We start from the raw sequence: 17,918 nt of genomic DNA on the forward strand, positions 1-17,918 counted from the left end.
CGGCGGGCGGGCTCACAGGAAGCTGACGCCCTGGGCGAGCGGGAGGTCCGCCGAGTAGTTGACGGTGTTGGTGGCCCGGCGCATATAGGCGCGCCAGGCGTCGGAGCCGGACTCGCGGCCGCCGCCGGTCTCCTTCTCCCCGCCGAAGGCTCCGCCGATCTCCGCCCCCGACGTGCCGATGTTGACGTTGGCGATCCCGCAGTCGGAGCCGTCGGCGGCGAGGAAGCGCTCGGCCTCGCGCTGGTCACGGGTGAAGATGCTGGAGGACAGCCCCTGCGGCACGTCGTTGTGCAGCGCGAGCGCCTCGTCGAAGGTGCGGTAGGTCAGGACGTAGAGGATCGGTGCGAAGGTCTCGGTGCGCACGATGTCGGTCTGCTCGGGCATCCGCACGATCGCCGGGCGCACATAGGCGGCGTCCGGGGCCTCGTCCGCCAGGCACCGCTCGCCGCCGGTCAGCAGCTTGCCGCCGGCCCGCTGCGCGGCCGCCAGCGCCTCGGACATCGCCGTGCGGGCGGCGGGGCCGATCAGCGGGCCGACCAGGGTGGCCGGATCGAACGGGTCGCCCAGCGGCAGCTGCCGGTACGCCTGGACGATCCGGGTGAGGAGGGGGTCGGCGATGTCCTCGTGGACGATCAGCCGGCGCAGCGTCGTACAGCGCTGGCCGGCGGTGCCGGCGGCGGAGAAGACCACCCCGCGGACGGTCAGGTCCAGGTCGGCCGACGGGGTGACCACGGCGGCGTTGTTGCCGCCGAGTTCGAGCAGGCAGCGGCCGAAGCGGGCGGCCACCCGGGGTGCGACCTCGCGGCCCATGCGGACCGACCCGGTCGCGCTGACCAGCGCCACCCGCGGGTCGTCGACCAGCTGTTCCCCGCAGTCCCGGGCGCCGAGCAGCAGCCGGTGCACCCCGGCCGGCGCACCGGTGTCGGCGGCGGCCCGGGCGAGCAGCGCGTCGCAGGCCAGCGCGGTGAGCGGGGTCAGCTCGGAGGGCTTCCAGACCACCGGGTCACCGCAGACCAGGGCGATCGCGGTGTTCCAGGACCACACGGCGACGGGGAAGTTGAAGGCGGAGAGCACACCGACCACGCCGAGCGGGTGCCAGCTCTCGGAGAGCCGGTGGCCGGGGCGTTCACCGGCGATGGTGCGGCCGTGGAGCTGCCGGGACAGGCCGACCGCGAAGTCGCAGATGTCGATCATCTCCTGGACCTCGCCGAGCGCCTCGGAACGGATCTTGCCGGCCTCGATGGTGACCAGGTCGGCGAGGTCCTCCTGATGGGCGGTCAGCAGCGCGCCCAGCCGCTTGACCAGTGCCCCGCGCCGCGGGGCCGGCACCGTGCGCCACTCCCGGAACGTCCGGTGCGCCTCGGCGACGGCCGCGTCGAGCTGCTCCGGCGTGGTGGCGGCGAGGTCGGCGAGGGTGCCGCCGGTGAGGGGGGTACGGGCGGTCAGGGTCTCGCCGGTGCGGGCGGTGACCGCGTCGAGGTCGGCGCCGCAGCGGCCAAGGGCGGTGGCCGCGCGGGCGCGCAGCACGGCGGTGTCGGGGAGCCGGGGGCCGGCGGGGGTGGCGCTGGCGGCGGACATGTCGCGCTCCTGGGGTGAGAAGGGGCCAAGGGCTGTTCAAGGGGCGGGGACCGGTTCCGCGTCGATCAGTTCCCCGTGGTCCAGGGCGCGTAGCGCGGCGCCCGCCCGGAGGGTGAACAGGGCCTGCCGCAGGGAGCGGTCCTGCTGCTCGGCGTAGCGCGCGTACGGGTCGACCACCGGGCGGCCGATCGCGCCGGCCAGCCGGTCGGCGTCGTAGGGCGCGCCGGCCAGGTCCGCGTCGTGGTGGCCGGCGCCGGTCAGGTTGGAGCGGAAGATGCCGGCGGCGGAGCGCGGCAGGAAGTCCTCGTAGACGATCGGGTGGGCGGTGAGCCAGCCGTGGGTGAGCAGACCGGCCAGGTCGGCGGGCGGGCGGCGGCCGTCGCGGGGGCGCGCGGGCGCCGGACGGTAGGTGAAGAACGCCAGGTGGGAGACGGCCAGTTGGTGTTCGGAGCCGGGGAAGCCCTGGAGCCAGAGGCAGCGGGCGGTCCGCTGCCGGTCGGCACCCGGCCGCAGCGCCGTCCTGCGGTCGGTCTCGGCCATGAGGTGGTCGTAGCGGGCCCGGCCGGCGCGGGTGAGGGCGATGCCGCGGGCCTCGACCTCGCCGAAGCGGACGCGCAGCGCGCCGCGGGTGAGCCGGCCGTCGGCCTCGCGGAAGGTCCGGGTCTCGGCCAGGGCCCGGAAGGAGGTCTGGCGCAGCAGGACGTCCGGGCCCTCCCAGCGCGGGGGTCCCTGGATGCGGTCGATCATGGTGATGCCGCGTTCGCCCATGCGGCGGTGGAGGGCGTCGATGTCGAGGACGCGCGGGGTGAGGTGGTTGAGGTGGGTGGTGCGCACCCCGCCGATGTCGGCGGCGACGGCGGAGACCCGTTCCAGTTCGGTGTACCAGGCGCGGTCGACCGGCTCCGGCGAGAGGGCGAACGCGGCGGCCGCGAGGGTGAGGAAACGTTCGGCCTGGGGGTCGGGGAGTCCGCCCTCGGCCTCGGCGCGGGCGGCCAGGGTGAGGAGCTCGGGCGGGAAGAGCTGCCGGCGGGCGAGGAAGGCGTCGAGCCGGGCGGCGAGGTCCGGGGTGAAGAAGCGGCGGTCGGAGGTGGTCAGGAGGGAGGTGAAGACCCGGAAGGGGTTGCGTTCCAGTTCCTCGGGTGCGGTCGGCCGGAAGGCGGTGGAGACGACGGGCACCGCGCCCTCTCCGCCGTCCCGCAGGTCGTAGAAGCCCACCGGGTGCATGCCGAGCGCCGCGAAGACCTGGGCGGCCTGCCGGAGTTCCTCCGGTGTGCCCACGCGGACGGCGCCGTGCCGTTCCACGCCGACCCGGCCGAGGCCGCCGAGCCGGGCGGCCTCCGGGTCCCGGGCCGCGACCTCGTCGTTGATCTGCCCGGTCACCTCCAGCAGCGTGGTGTAGGCGGGGACTTCGGTGCCGTACATGACGGACAGCCGGCGGGCGAACGCGGCGCGCAGTTGCCAGGTGGGGACCATACGCAGCTCCGGGGGACGGGGACGGGACGGGTGCCGGGCGGATCAGATGATGTGGGCCTCCGGGCGGGGCGTGGGCCGCGCGCCGTCGTCGAAGCGGGTCGCGGCGAGCGGGCCGATGTCGAGGAACGGCTCGTGGCCCAGGTAGAGGTCGCGGACGAGTTCGCCGACGGCCGGGGCCTGGAGGAAGCCGTGGCCGGAGAAGCCGGTGGCGTACAGGAACCGGCCGGGACGGGCGGCCTCGCCGATCAGCGCGTTGCGGTCGGGGGTCATCTCGTAGAGGCCGGCCCAGCCGTCGACGACCGGGAGGCGGGCGAGGTCCGGGGCCCGGCGGGCCGCGGCGGTGCGCAGCGGCGCCAGCCATTCGCGGCTGAACTCCCGCCCGAAGCCCGGCCGTTGGCGGCTGTCGGAGAGGCCCATGAGCAGTCCGCCGGCGCCGTCGTCGTGGAAGTAGAGGGTGGAGCCGAAGTCGAGGGTGAAGGGGATCCGGGGCGGGGCGGGGTGCAGCGGGCCGGTGAAGGCGATCTGCCGGCGCAGCGGGGTGACCGGGAGGGCGACCCCGGCCAGTGCGCCGACGGCCCGGGACCAGGGGCCCGCGCAAGCGATGACGGTGGAGGTGCGGACCGTGCCGTGCGGGGTGTGCACGGCACGGATCACGCCGTGCGCGGTGTCGACGGCGGTGACCGGGCAGCGGGTGCGCAGGGTCGCGCCGAGCCGGCGGGCGGCGCGCAGATAGCCGGCCACCGCGGCGCGCGGCAGGGCGTGGCCGTCGGTGGGTGAGAAGGCGGCGGCGACGATGCCGCGGGGGTCGACGTAGGGGCAGAGTTCCTGGGCGGCGCGCGGGTCGATGATGCGGCTGGGCACACCGTGCCGGTTCTGGGTCTCGACCCCCTCGGTGAAGACGGCCAGTTCGCGGTCGTCGGCGAGGAGGAAGAGGTAGCCGACGGTGGTCAGGCCGATGTCGGCGCCGGGCCGGCGGGTGAAGTCCCGCCAGGCGGCCAGACTGCGCAGTCCGAGACGGATGTTGAGCGGGTCGGAGAACTGGGCGCGGACGCCGCCGATCGGTTTGCCGGAGGACCCCGACGCGGGCCGGTCGCGCTCCAGCAGGAGCACCTCGGAGACGCCCGCCTCGGCCAGGTGGAAGGCGATGCTCGCGCCGATCACCCCGCCGCCGACGATCACCACGTCGGCCCGTTCGGGCAGGGGCGCCGCGGCCGTCGCCGGTGCCGGGGTGGAAGCCATCCGGTCCGCCTTCCCGTGTCGAGGTGCGGGAGCCGGTGCCGGTCGGGCACCGGTGGTGCAGAGGATGACGGGTCTGCCGTCGCACGTCCATGGGGCGGTGCCGGACGCGGTGTTCCGGGTTCCGGAACCGCGGGTTCCCGGTCCCAGGGTTCTGGGCGGGGCGGGCTCGCGCAAGGTGGCCGGCTGCCCGGGCGCGCGCTCCGGTCACCCCGACGGGGCCGGTCAGCGCGCCCGCCCGGACGGCCTCGCGCACGCTGGAGCGGCCCCCGTCGTGTCCGCCTGGAGGTTCCGGTGCCCGCAGCCGCCCGTTCCCGCACCCTGGCCGTGCTGCTCGCCGTGGGCGTCGGCGCGGCCCTGCTGACCGCGCCGGGGGTGCCCGCCGCCGTACCCGTCCCGGAAGCCGGCCGGGGTGCCGCCCGGGGCGCGCTGTTCGAGACCACGGATCTGGCGGTGTCCGGGCAGGGCGCGCACACGTACCGCATCCCCGCGCTGGCCACGCTGCCGGACGGCACGCTGATCGCGGCGTACGACCGGCGGAACGCCAGCGCGGCCGATCTGCCGGGCGACGTGGACGTGATGGTGCGGCGCAGCTCCGACAAGGGGCGTACCTGGAGCGCGCCGCGGGCGGTGGTGGACTACGACGGCGGGGTGGGTGCCGGGGATCCGAGCCTGCTGGTGGACCGGACGACCGGGCGGATCTTCCTCTTCCACGCGTACGCGCCCAAGGGGGTCGGTTTCGGCTCCTCGGGCACCGGCAACGCGCACGACAGCACCAGCATCCTGCACACCGACTACAGCTTCTCCGACGACGGCGGCCGCAGCTGGCGGCACCGCCGGATCACCCGCGCCCTCAAGGACCCGTCCTGGCGCGGCATCTTCGCCTCGTCGGGCGCGGGCAACCAACTGTCCGGCGGCCGGCTGCTGCAGCAGTACGCGTTCCGCAAGGCGGACGGCAGCATGTGGGCGGCGAGCGCGTACAGCGACGACCACGGGGCGACCTGGCGGCTGGGGACGCCGGTGGGGCCCCGGATGGACGAGAACAAGACCGTGGAGCTGGCCGACGGGCGGGTGCTGCTCAACAGCCGCACCACGAGCACGGCCCGGCGGCTGGTCGCGCACTCACGGGACGGCGGGCTGACCTACAGCGCCCCGGCGGCCGACGACGAGCTGCCCGACCCGGCGAACAACGCCTCGATCCTGCGCTACGACCCGGGGGCGCCGGCCCGCCGGCCGCGGGCGCACTGGCTGCTGTTCAGCAACACGGCGAGCGCCCGGGCCCGGGAGAACCTCACCGTGCGGGGCTCGTGCGACGACGGCGAGAGCTGGCCGGTGGCCCGGACCGTGGTGCCGGGGCCGGCCGCGTACTCGACGCTGACCCGGCTGACGGACGGCACGTTCGGGCTGCTCTACGAGGCCGGCCCGTACCGGAGGATCACCTTCGCCCGGTTCAACGGGGCCTGGCTGGGGATGCGCTGTCCGGGGCCGTCACCCGGGTGAACGGCCGCTTCACACGGACGGGTCCTCGACGGCGGGCGGCCAGGCCGGGCGGGCGCCGTCGGGCACGGCGGCCAGCGCATGGCCGACCGTCGGATAGCAGGAGAAGACGCCGAGGGACTGGGTGCCGACCAGCAGCCGGAGCATCCGTACGCCCAGGGAGGCCAGCAGCAGCCGGCCCTCCAGGCGGCGGCACAGCCATTCCAGGGCGAGCAGACAGCTCAGCCCCCGGGAGTCGCAGAAGCGCAGGGCGGTCAGGTCCAGCACCAGGAAGCGGTGCCCGGCCGAGACCACCGACCGGGCCTCGGCGAGGAACGCCTGCTCGGTGCGCAGGTCCAGCTCCCCGCTGACCCGCAGCACCGCACACTCCTCCGCCTCCACGATCGAGGTGACCGCCAACGACCGCATCTCCGAGCTCATGCCGTCCAGACTATGCGGCGCCGCCGCCGGCACCACCGTTGCGGGCGGCCGGAACGGGCCGGGCGCTCCCGGTGGGCCACGGGCACCCCAGGGGCGCGCTACGGGCAGCCGAGCGCGGGCCCGGCCCGTACACCGGCGGTCCGAAGCGGGCAAAAGCGGGCAGATTTTTTGCTATGACGGGCAGGCATCCGGTCGTCCCCGGTTGCTATAAACCTGATGCGGGCCGAAACGGGCAGGCCCGTGACCGAACGGAAGCCACCGGAAACCGCCGGACACCGGGCAGGAGTGAGCCATGAGGGCCGAGGAACGCCAGCACCGCATCCTCGCGTTGGCCCGGCAGTCCGGCCGGGTCGAGGTCGCCGATGCCGCGTCCGAGTTCGGCGTGGCCCGCGAGACCGTCCGCCGCGACCTGAGCGAGCTGGAGCGCCGCGGGCTGGTCCGGCGCACGCACGGGGCGGCGTACCCGGTCGAGAGCGCCGGTTTCGAGACCACGCTCGCCCGGCGGGAGACCCAGCAGGTGGCCGAGAAACGTCGGATCGCGGCGGCGGCCGCGGAGCTGGTCGGGTCCGCGGAGACGGTCTTCGTCGACGAGGGCTACACCCCTGAGCTGGTCGCCATGCTGCTGCCCACCGACCGCCCGCTGACCGTGATCACCGCCTCGCTGCGGACCGCGTCCCTGGTCTCCGCCGCGGAGTCCGCCACCGTCCTGCTGGCCGGCGGCCGGGTACGCTCCGGGACGCAGGCGACGGTGGGGTCCTGGGCCCGCGACATGCTCTCCCGGTTCGTGATCGACCTGGCGTTCCTCGGGGCGAACGGCGTCTCCCGGGAGCACGGACTGACCACCCCCGATCCGGCGGTCGCCGAGGTGAAGGAGCAGGCCGTCCGCTCCTCCCGGCGGCGGGTGCTGGTCGGGGTGCACAGCAAATTCGGCGCCAGCAGCTTCTGCCGGTTCGCCGAGGTCGGCGACTTCGACACGATCGTCACCGACGCGGGGCTGTCCGCGCCGGAGGCCCACCGCTACTCCCTCCTGGGGCCGCAGGTGCTCCGGGTCTGATCCAAGGCGGACGGAACCGGTCCGCACCGCACCACCACATCACCACACCACCAGCAGCCGCCGAGGCCGCACCGCACCGCGGGCCCTCGGGCGGTTCCCCCACCGTGCCTCGGCACGACTCCGTATCCCCAACATGCCGACATGCAGTGAAAAAGAGAGGTATGAGCCGTGCGAGCACGATCCCCCGGGCCAGGCCGCGGTCCCCGCGCGGCGGGGCTGACCGCCCTGGCGCTGGCCCTGTCGCTGTCCACCACCGGCTGCTACCGCGGCGCCGGTGACGCGGGCAACGACGGCCGCAACACCCTGAACGTCCTGATGGTCAACAACCCGCAGATGGTGGATCTGCAGAAGCTCACCGCCGAGCACTTCACCAAGGACACCGGCATCAAGGTCAACTTCACCGTGCTGCCGGAGGACGATCTGCGCGACAAGATGAGCCAGGACTTCTCCAGCCAGGCCGGCCAGTACGACGTGGCCAGCCTCAGCAATTACGAAACCCCCATCTACGCCCGCAACGGCTGGCTCACGGAGCTCGGCACCCGCGCCGCCAAGGACCGGACGTTCGACCAGCACGACATCCTGGCGCCGCTCCGCAGCTCCCTCACCGCCGCCGACGGCAAGGTCTACGCGGAGCCGTTCTACGGCGAATCGTCCTTCCTGATGTACCGCAAGGACCTGCTCAAGGCCGCCGGACTGACCATGCCCGCCCACCCCACCTGGCATCAAGTGGCCGCACTGGCAGCCAAGTTGGACGGCTTCCGCAAGGGCATGAAGGGCATCTGTCTGCGCGGCCAGCCCGGCTGGGGCCAGCTGGCCGCCCCGCTGACCACCGTCGTCAACACCTTCGGCGGCACGTGGTTCGACAAGGACTGGAAGGCCCGGGTCGACAGCCCGGAATTCACCCGGGCCACGCAGTTCTACGTCGATCTGGTCCGCAAACACGGTGAGGCGGGCGCCCCGCAGGCCGGCTACACCGAGTGCCTCAACGACATGCAGCAGGGCAAGGTCGCCATGTGGTACGACGCCACCGCCGGCGCCGGCTCCCTGGAGACCGCCGGCTCCAAGGTCGCCGGCAAGATCGGCTACGCCCCCGCCCCCGTCGAGCGCACCCGCAACTCCGGCTGGCTCTACACCTGGGCCTGGGGCGTACAGAAGGCCAGTAAGCACCAGGACGCGGCCTGGAAGTTCATCCGCTGGGCCTCGGGCGCCTCCTACGAACGGCTGGCCGGCCGGGAACTGGGCTGGTCACGGGTCCCCGGCGGCAAGCGCGCCTCGCTCTACCGCAACCCCGACTACACCCGCTCCGCCGGCGCCTTCGCCGCGGCCACCCAGCACGCCATCGGCTCGGCCCGGCCCGGCGACCCCGGCGTCCAGCAACGCCCCGCCCCCGGGATCCAGTTCGTCGGCATCCCCGAATTCTCCGACCTCGGCACCAAGGTCTCGCACGAGATCAGCGCGGCCATCGCCGGCAAGCAGAGCGTGCCCGAGGCCCTTACCCCGAGCCAGCGACTGGCGCAGGAGGTGTCCGATGCCTACGCAGACCACTGAACCGGCCCGGGAGGCCACGAGCCGGGGCGTACCGCCGGCCGGCGCGGCGGCCGCCCGCGCCCGCCGCGCCGAGCGGGCCAAGGACTGGGCGCGCCGCGCCCCGCTCCTGCCCGCCCTGGTCTTCCTCATCGCCGTCACCCAGCTCCCGTTCGTGGCGACGGTGGTGATCTCCTTCACCCGCTGGAACGCGCTGGCCCCCGACAACCGCGGCTTCGCCGCCTTCGCCAACTACCGGGCGGTCTTCACCGATCCGGCGCTGCGGTCCTCGGTGGGCACGACGGTGCTGCTGACCGTGACCGTGGTACTGGTCAGCCTGGTGCTCGGGCTGGGCCTGGCGCTGCTGCTGGACCGCGGCTTCCGCGGCCGCGGCATCGTCCGGACCCTGCTCATCACCCCGTTCCTGGTCGTTCCGGTCGCCTCCGCGCTGCTGTGGAAGCACGCCCTCTACAACGCCTCGTACGGGCTGATCAACGGCTCACTGACCTGGATATGGGGACTGTTCGGCAGTGACAGCCCGCCGCAGCCGGACTGGATGACCGAGGTGCCGCTGGCCGCGGTCGAGGTGTCGCTGATCTGGCAGTGGACGCCGTTCATGATGCTGATCCTGCTCGCCGGGCTGCAGAGCCGGGCGACCGACGCGGTCGAGGCGGCCCGGATGGACGGGGCGTCCGCCTTCGACATCTTCCGCTACCTCACCCTGCCGCATCTGCGCCGCTACCTCGAACTGGCCGCGCTGCTGGGCACCGTCTACGTCGTCCAGAACTTCGACGCGGTGTTCACCATCACCTCCGGGGGCCTGGGCACCGCCAACCTCCCGTACACCATCTACCAGACCTTCTACCAGGCCCACGACTACGGACGGGCGTCCGCACAGGGCGTCGTCGTGGTGGTGTGCTCCCTGCTCGTGGCGACCTTCGCGCTGCGTACCGTCTCGTCCCTGCTGCGCGAGGAGGTCACCCGATGAACCGCGCACCCCTGACCCGGCGCCAACGGCGGACCGGGAGCCTGCTCGGCCTCGCGGCCTGGCTGTGCGGCATCACCTTCTTCCTGCCCGTCGCCTGGATGGTGCTGACGTCCTTCCACAGCGAGGCGGACGCGGCGACCAACCCGCCGAGCGTCGGCGCGGGCCTGAGCCTGCACGGCTACCGGGAGTTCTTCGGCTCCGGCAGCGGTGTCAGCCCCTGGCCGCCGCTGGTCAACTCCCTGACGGCCTCCGTGGTTTCCACCCTGCTGGTGCTCGCGCTCGCCGTCCCGGCCGCGTACGCCCTGGCCATCAGGCCGGTACGGAAGTGGAGCGACGTCCTCTTCTTCTTCCTCTCCACGAAGATGCTGCCGCTGGTGGCCGGGCTGCTGCCGGTGTACCTCGTCGCGCAGAACACCGGGCTGCTCGACAGCGTCTGGCTGCTGGTCATCCTCTACACGTCGATGAACCTGCCGATCGCGGTGTGGATGATGCGCTCGTTCCTCGCCGAGGTGCCGGTGGAGATGCTGGAGGCCGCCTCGATCGACGGGGCCGGGCTGACCACCACCCTGACCCGCATCGTCGCGCCGGTCGCCCTGCCCGGCATCGCCGCGACCGCGCTGATCTCGTTCATCTTCAGCTGGAACGAGCTGCTGTTCGCCCGGGTCCTGACCGGGATCGTGGCCGGTACCGCGCCGGTGTTCCTGACCGGACTCGTGACCAGCCAGGGCCTGTTCCTGGCCAAGGTGTGCGCCGCCGCCACCGTCATCTCTCTCCCGGTGCTCGTCGCCGGGTTCGCCGCCCAGGACAAACTCGTCCAGGGCCTGTCGCTCGGAGCAGTGAAATGAAGGGAACCGTCAAATGAAGGCCGCACTGATCAGCGCCCCCGGCGAGGTCGAGGTCACCACCGTCGACGACCCCACCCCCGGCCCGCGCGAGGTCGTGGTCTCGGTCGCCGCCTGCGGGCTGTGCGGCACCGATCTGCACATCCTCCAGGGCGAGTTCGCGCCCACCCTGCCGGTCGTCCCGGGCCACGAATTCGCCGGTACGGTCGTCGCCACCGGCAGCGCGGTCACCGAGCTCGCCGAGGGCGACCGGGTGGCCGTCGACCCCTCCCTGTACTGCCACGAGTGCCATTACTGCCGGATCGGCCGCAACAACCTCTGCGAGCGCTGGGCCGCGATCGGGGTGACCACGGCCGGCGGCGCCGCCGAGTTCGCCGTGGCCCCCGTCGCGAACTGCGTCAAACTGCCCGACCACGTGCGCACCGAGGACGCGGCCCTGATCGAGCCGCTGTCCTGCGCGGTCCGCGGCTACGACATCCTGCGCTCCCAGCAACTGGGCAGCCAGGTGCTGATCTACGGGTCGGGCACGATGGGCCTGATGATGCTGGAGCTGGCCAAACGGACCGGAGCGGCCGGCGTGGACGTGGTCGACCTCAACCCCGAACGGCTGGCCACCGCCCGCACGCTGGGCTGCAACAACGCCGCCGGCTCCGCCGACGAGCTGGACCGGCCGCGCGGCTGGGACGTGGTCATCGACGCCACCGGCAACGAACGCGCCATCCAGGACGCGCTCGGCCGGGTCGGCAAGGGCGGCACCTACCTCCAGTTCGGCGTGGCCGACTACGCCGCCCGCGCGGTCATCGAGCCGTACCGGATCTACAACCAGGAGATCACCATCACCGGCTCGATGGCCGTCCTGCACAGCTATGAACGCGCCGCGGAACTCTTCGCGGCCGGCGTCCTCGACCCGGAGGTCTTCATCAGCGACCGTCTCCCCCTGGACGATTACGCCGAGGCCCTCGGCCGTTTCCGGGCGGGCCAGGGCCGCAAGATCCAGGTCTGCCCTTAGGGCATGGGGTGTCCGGCCCTCACTCCGGCCGGCGTGCCGGCGCGAGCTCGCCGTGCAGCAGCGCGGTGCCGAGCGGGGTGAGGGCATGGACGACGCAGCCGCCGTCGCGCCGGCTACGGGCCAGCGCGGCCTCGCGCAAGGCGCTGACGTGCTCGCTGGCCGACGGCGCGGAGACCCGTAAGCGGCGGGCCAGTTCGCCGGTGGTGGCGGGTGCGTCGAGGGCGGCGAGGATCCTGGCCCGGGTCCGGCCGAGCAGGGCGGACAGGGCCTCCGCACGGCAGCCGCGGGTGGCCGTCGGCGCCCACCCGGTGAGGTGTTCCACGGGGTGGACGAGGACCGGCGGCAGTCCCGGGTCGGCGAGCGCGATGGGCCGGCGCCAGCAGAAGTGGGACGGGATCAGCCGCAGCCCGCGTCCGCGCAGCCGCAGCTCGCGCTCGCAGGGATAGTCCACGGACAGCACCGGAGGATCCCAATGCGCGGACGGGCGGAGGGAGTTGAGCATGCCGTCCACCCCGCCGCGGCAGAGCGCGCGGGTGCGGGCGGCGCGGTCGCAGCCGACCGTGGCCGCCACCTCCGTCCAGTCGGGGGCGACCACGGCCCGGTGCACCTCCTTCAGGGCGGTGGCCAGTTCGTCGAGCGGCTGCCGGCGGCCCGCGGCCAGCGCGCCGGTCCAGCGCGGCAGCCGGGCCGGCAGTGCGGCCCGCGCGGCCTCCGCGGCCAGCCGCTCGGCGGGCGTGTCGCGGAGCTCGGCCAGGCCCGCCGCGAGCCCGTCACGGGCCGCGTCGGGGGTGAGGAAGTCCGGGAAGTAGCGGGCGTCGGCCGGGGCGAGTGCGCCGATCAGCCGGGCGGCCCGGGCCAGCCCGCGCACGTCGAGTTCGCGCCGGGCCCGGGCGCGCCAGGCCGCGTACAGCGGCACCCCGGGGCCGGCCGGTAACAGCTGGTGCACCGCCAGCACCGTTTCCCAGAGCGGATCGGGTTCCGCGGCGATCCGCACCCGTGCGATGTCCCGGTCCTCGAAGTGGATGCGCAACATGCGGCCCCCGCGGCATGCTCATGACCCCGTTGCCGGAGCCCCCCGTTCCGGGCCTCCCCCAGGCCCCGCCGTCAGCCTGCCGGTCCGGGGCGGGGGTGTCCAGGGCGGAAGGCGGCCGGCCGTGTGCACAGGTGGTGAAGGCCGGGAGCGGGGAGCGCGGGGCGCGGTGCACGGCGGCCCGGCGGCCGGTTCCGGCCCGGGGCGCATGCGGCGGCCCGGAGGTCAGTCGCCGGCCGTGAGCCGCTCGGCGAGGCGGGCCAGGAACACCCGCTGCCCCGTCACCAGCCGCTCGTGCGCCTCGTCCGGGGAGAACCACGCCACCCGGTCGATCTCCGGGAAGCTGCGGACCGTACCGGAACCGCGCGGCCACTCCATGGTGAAGGTGCCGGGCACGATCCGTTCCGGGTCGAGATCGCCCTCGACGGCCCATACGGTCACCACCTTGCCGCCGGACTGACGGGTCTCCCCCAGGGGCAGGTACGTGCCGTCGGGCGGCGGCACGCCGAGTTCCTCCTCGAACTCCCGCCGGGCGGCGGCCCGCGGTTCCTCGGGCGGCAGGTACTCGCCCTTGGGCACGGACCAGGCGCCCGCGTCCCGCCGGGCCCACAGCGGGCCGCCCATGTGCGCCAGCAGCACCTCGACGCCGGGCCCGCCGCTCCGGTACAACAGCAGCCCGGCGCTGCGCCGCGCCGCCACGGCCTACGCCTCCCCGCCGGGATGCGCGGCGAGCACCGTCTCGACCGTGTCCGCGTCCGCGGCCGTCTTGTCCTCCCGGTAGCGCACCACCCGCGCGAACCGCAGCGTCACCCCCGCCGGGTAGCGCGAGGACGTCTGCAGCCCGTCGTAGGCGATCTCCACGACGAGTTCCGGCCGTACGGTCACCACGTACCCGTCGTCGGACACCGCGAGCTCCCGCAGCCGCTCGGTCTGCCAGCTCAGCACGGCGTCGGTGAGCCCCTTGAAGGTCTTGCCGAGCATCACGAACCCGCCGTCCGGGTCGCGGGCGCCCAGGTGGAGGTTGGACAGCTTCCCGGTGCGCCGGCCGTGCCCCCACTCCGCCGCGAGCACCACCAGGTCGAGGGTGTGCACCGGTTTCACCTTCAGCCAGGCGGCGCCCCGGCGGCCGGCGCTGTACGGGGCGTCGAGCGCCTTGACCAGCACGCCCTCGTGGCCGCGGTCGAGCGTCCGGGTCCAGAACTCCTCGGCGGCCGCGCGGGCCGCGGGATCGGCCGGGTCCTCGACCACACAGCGCCGCACCCGCATCGGCTCCGGCACCAGCCGCGCCAGCTCCGAGTGCCGCCGGGCGCCCGGCAGCTCCAGCAGTTCCCGGCCGTCCACCGCCAGGACGTCGAAGAAGACCGCGGAGAGCGGCAGCGCGGCCTGTGCGGCGGCGACATCGACCCGCGATCCGAACCGGCCCGCGACCTGCTGGAACGGCACCGGACGGCCGTCCCGGCCGAGGGCGATCACCTCACCGTCGAGGATGAAGCGGGCGGCCGGCAGCTCCCGGGCGGCGGCGGTCACCTCGGGCAGCCGGCCGGTGACCTCGTCCAGCGTGCGGGTGTAGACCCGTACGTCCTCGCCGTCCCGGTGCACCTGCACGCGGATGCCGTCGAGCTTCTCCTCCACCGCGCAGGCCCCCAGTTTGTCGACGGCCTCGGCCACGGACTTCGCGCTGTGCGCCAGCATCGGCCCGACCGGCCGGCCGACGGTCAGCCGGAAGCGGGTCAGCGCCGCCGGCCCCTCGGCGAGCAGCTCCCGGGCCACGTCCTGCAGCGAGCCCGCGAGCATCACCGCCCGCCGGACGTCCTCGGCGGGCACCTCGGTCGCCGCGGCCAACCCCTCGACCGCGAGGGCGTCCAGCGCGCCCTGGCGCACCTCACCGGTGAGCAGCCCGACCAGGAAGCGCTGCTCCTCCGCGGTCGCCGCGCCCAGCAGCTCCCGCACCCGCCGGCGCCGCTCGGCCTGCGCCCCGGCCCCGGCGACCCCGGCCAGGCCGGTCAGCGCCGCGTCCGCGTCCCGTACGGTCAGCGTGGCCCGCTCCGCCGCCGGCACCGGCTCGCGCAGGACGCTCCAGCCGACCCCGATCCGTCCCTGGGGCAGCCTCCCGGCCAGATACGGGATGACCACGGGGACGTCCTCCGGCGCCGCGGCCCGGAACAGCCCGGCCAGCAGCGCGATCTTCCGCGACCGCGCCGAGGTCGCGGCCACCTCCCCCGACACCTGTGCGAGATCGGCCAGCAACATAGGGCCATGGTGCCTCCCCGACGCCCGCGGCGCAGGTGGGCCCGCCACGAAGTGGCCGCCCGCACAAGCACTTTCCGCGCACGGTGCGCCACCGCGTCCGGTGGAAACGGCAGGGGCGGCCCGTTGGGGCGGTGACGGAAGCGCCCCTCGGCCGGCACCCTCACTCGTACATCACGTACTCCGGCTGCGGCCTGAGCGCCAACACCTCCTTCGGTGACATCAGCCGGCCGCCGCCCTGTGCGTCCTCCTCGTAGAAGAGCTTGAAGCCGGTGTGCAGCCCGTCCGGCAGATCGCGCACCAGCCGCCGCCAGGTACCGCGTTTGAGCCCCGGTGAGCCGATGCCGTCGGCGCTCTTGATCAGTGCCACACCCGGTTGCGGCCGCAGCGCGGACTGCTCCCGTACGACGGACGTGGCGACCTGATGGAAGACCAGCGGCTTCTCCGGCAGATCGTGCGCCTCGACCAGCCCCGCCAGATAGCGGGCCACCGCGGTCAGCTCATGGCCGTCGGTCCGCCCGAAGGAGTCACCCGGTACCTCACCGGGGCCCATCTCCCACTCGGGGTCCAGCGCCACCCCCACGTCCGGGTGGACCAGCCACTTCCGCAGCGCCTTGACCTCGTCGAGCACCGCCGCCCGTCCCGGCTGGACGTTCAGCAGCAGCATCGCCCGCCGGCGGCGCGCCAGCCGGTGGAAGCGGGCGATCGTGGCGGCGGGCGTTCGGGAACGGTAGGCGCCGTCCGGGCCGGGGGTCGAGTTGGCCACCACGGCCAGCAGCTCCAGTACGGGCAGCGGTTCGCGTCCCGCCGCGTAACGGCGGGCCGTCCGCTCGATCTCGTCGGCGCGCTCCGCCGGGTCCCCGGTCCCGAGCCGGCCGAGCGCCGCGGCACCGGGCAGCCCGCAGAAGCCGACCATCCGGTACCGCGGGAACAACTCCCGTCCGCCCCGCGGGAGTTCGGGACGGGGTCGGGGGCGGTGCGGACGGTGGGACGTCCCGTCCGGGTCGGGGGTGCCGTGCGAGCCGGATGAGCCGGTTGGGCCGGAGGTGGTGGAGGGGGTGGGCGAGCCGTGCGAGGGCCGGGGGGCGGGCTTGGCGTCCGAGCGGCCGGGGGGCGGTGCCTCCCCGCAGCCGGTGAGCAGGGCGAGGCCGGCCGCCGCGGACGCCGCGAGCACCGCCCGGCGCCCGACGGCCGCTGCCCTCTCCGGTGCCCGCTCGGTTGTCCTCTGGGCTATCCCGTCCGTTCCGGTTCCTGCCGCGGTGTCCGGCAAAACTCTCTCCGTCCTTCGGGCGACGCTGTCCGTGCAGAGCGCTTCTCCAGCCCGTTCCGCGCAAAACCCGCGCCACCGCCCTCCTTTCGCCCACCCGGTCCGGACAGTCCGTTTTCGGCCCCGACGGAGAACGCACGCGGGCGGAGCACGCGCCACGCCTCCTCCGGCGCGTAGCGTGAAGAGGTGACAGATGTGACCCGGCCCCGACGCCTCGATGAGGCGACCGCGCGCCCGGACCGCGACACCGCCGTCCGCCCGGACGGCGAGCGTCACCTCTGGTACGCCGCCTACGGCTCCAACATGCACCTCGACCGGCTGACGTCCTACCTGGTCGGCGGCTGTCCGCCCGGCGGGCGGCGCAGCCATCCCGGCTGCCGGGACCCGCGTCCGCCGGCCCGTACCGAGCCGGTCATGCTGCCGGGCCGGATGTACTTCGCCACCACCTCACAGGTATGGACCGGCGGCCGCGCCTTCTACGACCCCGGCCACCGCGACCCGCGGCCGCCGCACGGCCCCGACGGCCGGGCCCCCGAACTCCCCGCCCGCCTCTACCTCCTGACCTCTCAGCAGTTCTGCGACATCGCCGCCCAGGAGATGTACCGCGAACCGGGCGGGGAGCTCGATCTCACCGAGGTGCTGCGCGAGGGAAGGGCGTGCCTCGGCCCGGGCCGGTACGAAACCCTGGTCCGCGCCGGGCGGCTGGACGGCCTGCCGGTGCTGACCTTCACCGCCCCCTGGAGCTGCGACGACGGCACCGTCGACCTGAACCCGCCGTCCGCGGCCTATCTGCGCCACATCGCGGCCGGGATCATCGCCTCCCACGGATGGAGCGCACACCGCGCCGCCGACTACCTGGCGGGCTGCCCGGGGGCCCACGGCCACTGGACGGCGACGGACATCGCCGCGCTGCTCACCGGTCCAGCAGCCCCGGCAGATCGGCGAACGAGTCGATGACCCGGTCCGGTGTGCCGTCGGCCGCCCCTACGGCCTCGGGCTGGTACTTGCCGGTCCTGACCAGCACACCGGTGATCCCGCAGCGCTGGGCCGCCAGCACATCGGACTCGACGTCGTCGCCCACCATCAGCGTGTCCGACGCGGACGCGCCCAGGTGCGCCAGTGCGGCGCCGAAGAACGCCTCGGACGGTTTTCCGGTGACCTGGGCCTCGACCCGTGCGGCCCGTTCCAGTCCCAGGAGGAAGGCGCCGGTGTCCAGGTCCAGCCCCTGCGCCGTGCGCCAGTACAGATTGCGGTGCATGGCGACGAGCCGGGCCCCGGACCGCAGATGCCGGAACGCCGCGTTCAGCGCCGGATAGCTGAATTCCTCGCCCGCCCCGCCGAAGACCACCACCTCCGGTGCCGCGCCGGAGTCGGTCTCCGGCCGGTCCGTGACCGGCACGATCTCGACGCCCTCCAGATCGGCCCGGACGTCACCGCTGTTGATCAGCAGACAGCGTGCTCCCGGATGGTGTTCCCGCAGGTAGGCGGCGGTGACCGCGGGCGCGGTGAGGATGTCGTCGGCGCTGACGGGGAACCCCTCCCCGGTCAGTCGCCGGGCGATCTCGGCGCGGGTGCGCGAGGTGGTGTTGGTGACCAGGGCCAGCGGGAGGTCCGCGGCGCGCAGCCGTTCCATGGCCTCGACGGCGCCCGGCAGCGCCTTCCAGGACACCGTGAGCACCCCGTCGATATCGATCAGCACCGCCCGGATGTTCTCCATGTGCACGACGGTAACCACCGTCGTGCCCCTACGGCG

General features: G+C 74.2%; 16 protein-coding genes. 7 read left to right on the forward strand and 9 right to left on the reverse strand.

Annotated features, from left to right (window positions below; genetic code table 11):
• Positions 1 to 12 precede the first annotated feature (12 nt).
• From ACFV1J_RS13765 to ACFV1J_RS13775, 3 genes are read right to left on the reverse strand one after another with little or no spacing between them, the layout of a single operon-like run.
• Entirely contained in the window at positions 13 to 1,578 is a 1,566-nt protein-coding gene (locus ACFV1J_RS13765; RefSeq protein ID WP_385857538.1) for an aldehyde dehydrogenase family protein, read from the reverse strand.
• A gap of 36 nt (positions 1,579 to 1,614) precedes the next feature.
• The gene (locus ACFV1J_RS13770) at positions 1,615 to 3,051 is read right to left on the reverse strand and encodes a 2-oxoadipate dioxygenase/decarboxylase family protein (protein WP_385857540.1); all 1,437 of its coding nucleotides are present in this window, start codon (positions 3,049 to 3,051) and stop codon (positions 1,615 to 1,617) included.
• 42 nt (positions 3,052 to 3,093) lie between these two features.
• The gene (locus tag ACFV1J_RS13775; RefSeq protein WP_385857541.1) at positions 3,094 to 4,290 is read right to left on the reverse strand and encodes an NAD(P)/FAD-dependent oxidoreductase; all 1,197 of its coding nucleotides are present in this window, start codon (positions 4,288 to 4,290) and stop codon (positions 3,094 to 3,096) included.
• A gap of 291 nt (positions 4,291 to 4,581) precedes the next feature.
• On the opposite strand from ACFV1J_RS13775, the gene ACFV1J_RS13780 reads away from it, so the two are divergent.
• A complete protein-coding gene (locus ACFV1J_RS13780) occupies positions 4,582 to 5,787 on the forward strand; it encodes an exo-alpha-sialidase (RefSeq protein ID WP_385857542.1) in 1,206 nt (401 codons plus the stop codon).
• A 9-nt stretch (positions 5,788 to 5,796) separates the two neighbouring features.
• On the opposite strand, the gene ACFV1J_RS13785 is transcribed toward ACFV1J_RS13780, so the two are convergent.
• Positions 5,797 to 6,204, reverse strand: coding sequence for an STAS domain-containing protein (locus ACFV1J_RS13785; protein WP_385857543.1), 408 nt, complete (start codon positions 6,202 to 6,204; stop codon positions 5,797 to 5,799).
• A gap of 292 nt (positions 6,205 to 6,496) precedes the next feature.
• Here ACFV1J_RS13785 and ACFV1J_RS13790 point away from each other — a divergent pair, with 292 nt between their 5' ends.
• The 5 genes from ACFV1J_RS13790 (at position 6,497) to ACFV1J_RS13810 (ending at position 11,621) form a co-directional block, all read left to right on the forward strand.
• Entirely contained in the window at positions 6,497 to 7,258 is a 762-nt protein-coding gene (locus tag ACFV1J_RS13790) for a DeoR/GlpR family DNA-binding transcription regulator (RefSeq protein WP_385857544.1), read from the forward strand.
• 216 nt (positions 7,259 to 7,474) lie between these two features.
• Positions 7,475 to 8,806 carry an ABC transporter substrate-binding protein gene (locus tag ACFV1J_RS13795; RefSeq protein ID WP_385857618.1) on the forward strand — a complete coding sequence of 444 codons (1,332 nt, stop codon included), beginning with the start codon at positions 7,475 to 7,477 and terminating at the stop codon, positions 8,804 to 8,806.
• On the forward strand, positions 8,787 to 9,770 hold the full coding sequence (locus ACFV1J_RS13800) for a carbohydrate ABC transporter permease (RefSeq protein ID WP_385857545.1): 984 nt from the start codon (positions 8,787 to 8,789) through the stop codon (positions 9,768 to 9,770). Before ACFV1J_RS13795 ends, ACFV1J_RS13800 begins: the two co-directional genes overlap by 20 nt.
• Entirely contained in the window at positions 9,767 to 10,615 is an 849-nt protein-coding gene (locus ACFV1J_RS13805; protein WP_385857546.1) for a carbohydrate ABC transporter permease, read from the forward strand. Before ACFV1J_RS13800 ends, ACFV1J_RS13805 begins: the two co-directional genes overlap by 4 nt.
• A gap of 13 nt (positions 10,616 to 10,628) precedes the next feature.
• The gene (locus ACFV1J_RS13810) at positions 10,629 to 11,621 is read left to right on the forward strand and encodes a zinc-dependent alcohol dehydrogenase family protein (RefSeq protein ID WP_385857547.1); all 993 of its coding nucleotides are present in this window, start codon (positions 10,629 to 10,631) and stop codon (positions 11,619 to 11,621) included.
• Positions 11,622 to 11,640: 19 nt separating this feature from the next.
• Here the strand turns inward: ACFV1J_RS13810 and ACFV1J_RS13815 are convergent, their stop codons facing one another.
• The 4 genes from ACFV1J_RS13815 to ACFV1J_RS13830 form a co-directional block, all read right to left on the reverse strand.
• Positions 11,641 to 12,654 carry a winged helix-turn-helix domain-containing protein gene (locus ACFV1J_RS13815; RefSeq protein WP_385857548.1) on the reverse strand — a complete coding sequence of 338 codons (1,014 nt, stop codon included), beginning with the start codon at positions 12,652 to 12,654 and terminating at the stop codon, positions 11,641 to 11,643.
• Between the two features lie 222 nt (positions 12,655 to 12,876).
• Positions 12,877 to 13,350, reverse strand: a complete 474-nt coding sequence (locus ACFV1J_RS13820) for an NUDIX domain-containing protein (RefSeq protein ID WP_385857549.1) — start codon at positions 13,348 to 13,350, stop codon at positions 12,877 to 12,879.
• Between the two features lie 3 nt (positions 13,351 to 13,353).
• Positions 13,354 to 14,901 carry an ATP-dependent DNA ligase gene (locus ACFV1J_RS13825; protein ID WP_385857550.1) on the reverse strand — a complete coding sequence of 516 codons (1,548 nt, stop codon included), beginning with the start codon at positions 14,899 to 14,901 and terminating at the stop codon, positions 13,354 to 13,356.
• A 160-nt stretch (positions 14,902 to 15,061) separates the two neighbouring features.
• A complete protein-coding gene (locus ACFV1J_RS13830) occupies positions 15,062 to 16,168 on the reverse strand; it encodes a hypothetical protein (RefSeq protein ID WP_385857551.1) in 1,107 nt (368 codons plus the stop codon).
• 192 nt (positions 16,169 to 16,360) lie between these two features.
• Here ACFV1J_RS13830 and ACFV1J_RS13835 point away from each other — a divergent pair, with 192 nt between their 5' ends.
• The gene (locus ACFV1J_RS13835) at positions 16,361 to 17,122 is read left to right on the forward strand and encodes a histone deacetylase (RefSeq protein WP_385857619.1); all 762 of its coding nucleotides are present in this window, start codon (positions 16,361 to 16,363) and stop codon (positions 17,120 to 17,122) included.
• Here ACFV1J_RS13835 and ACFV1J_RS13840 read toward each other — a convergent pair.
• A complete protein-coding gene (locus ACFV1J_RS13840) occupies positions 17,079 to 17,882 on the reverse strand; it encodes a TIGR01458 family HAD-type hydrolase (protein WP_385857552.1) in 804 nt (267 codons plus the stop codon). The two genes, ACFV1J_RS13835 and ACFV1J_RS13840, sit on opposite strands and share 44 nt — an antisense overlap.
• Between the last annotated feature and the right edge of the window lie 36 nt (positions 17,883 to 17,918).

It is taken from the genome of Streptomyces sp. NPDC059649, from assembly GCF_042734445.1.
Taxonomy (GTDB): domain Bacteria; phylum Actinomycetota; class Actinomycetes; order Streptomycetales; family Streptomycetaceae; genus Streptomyces.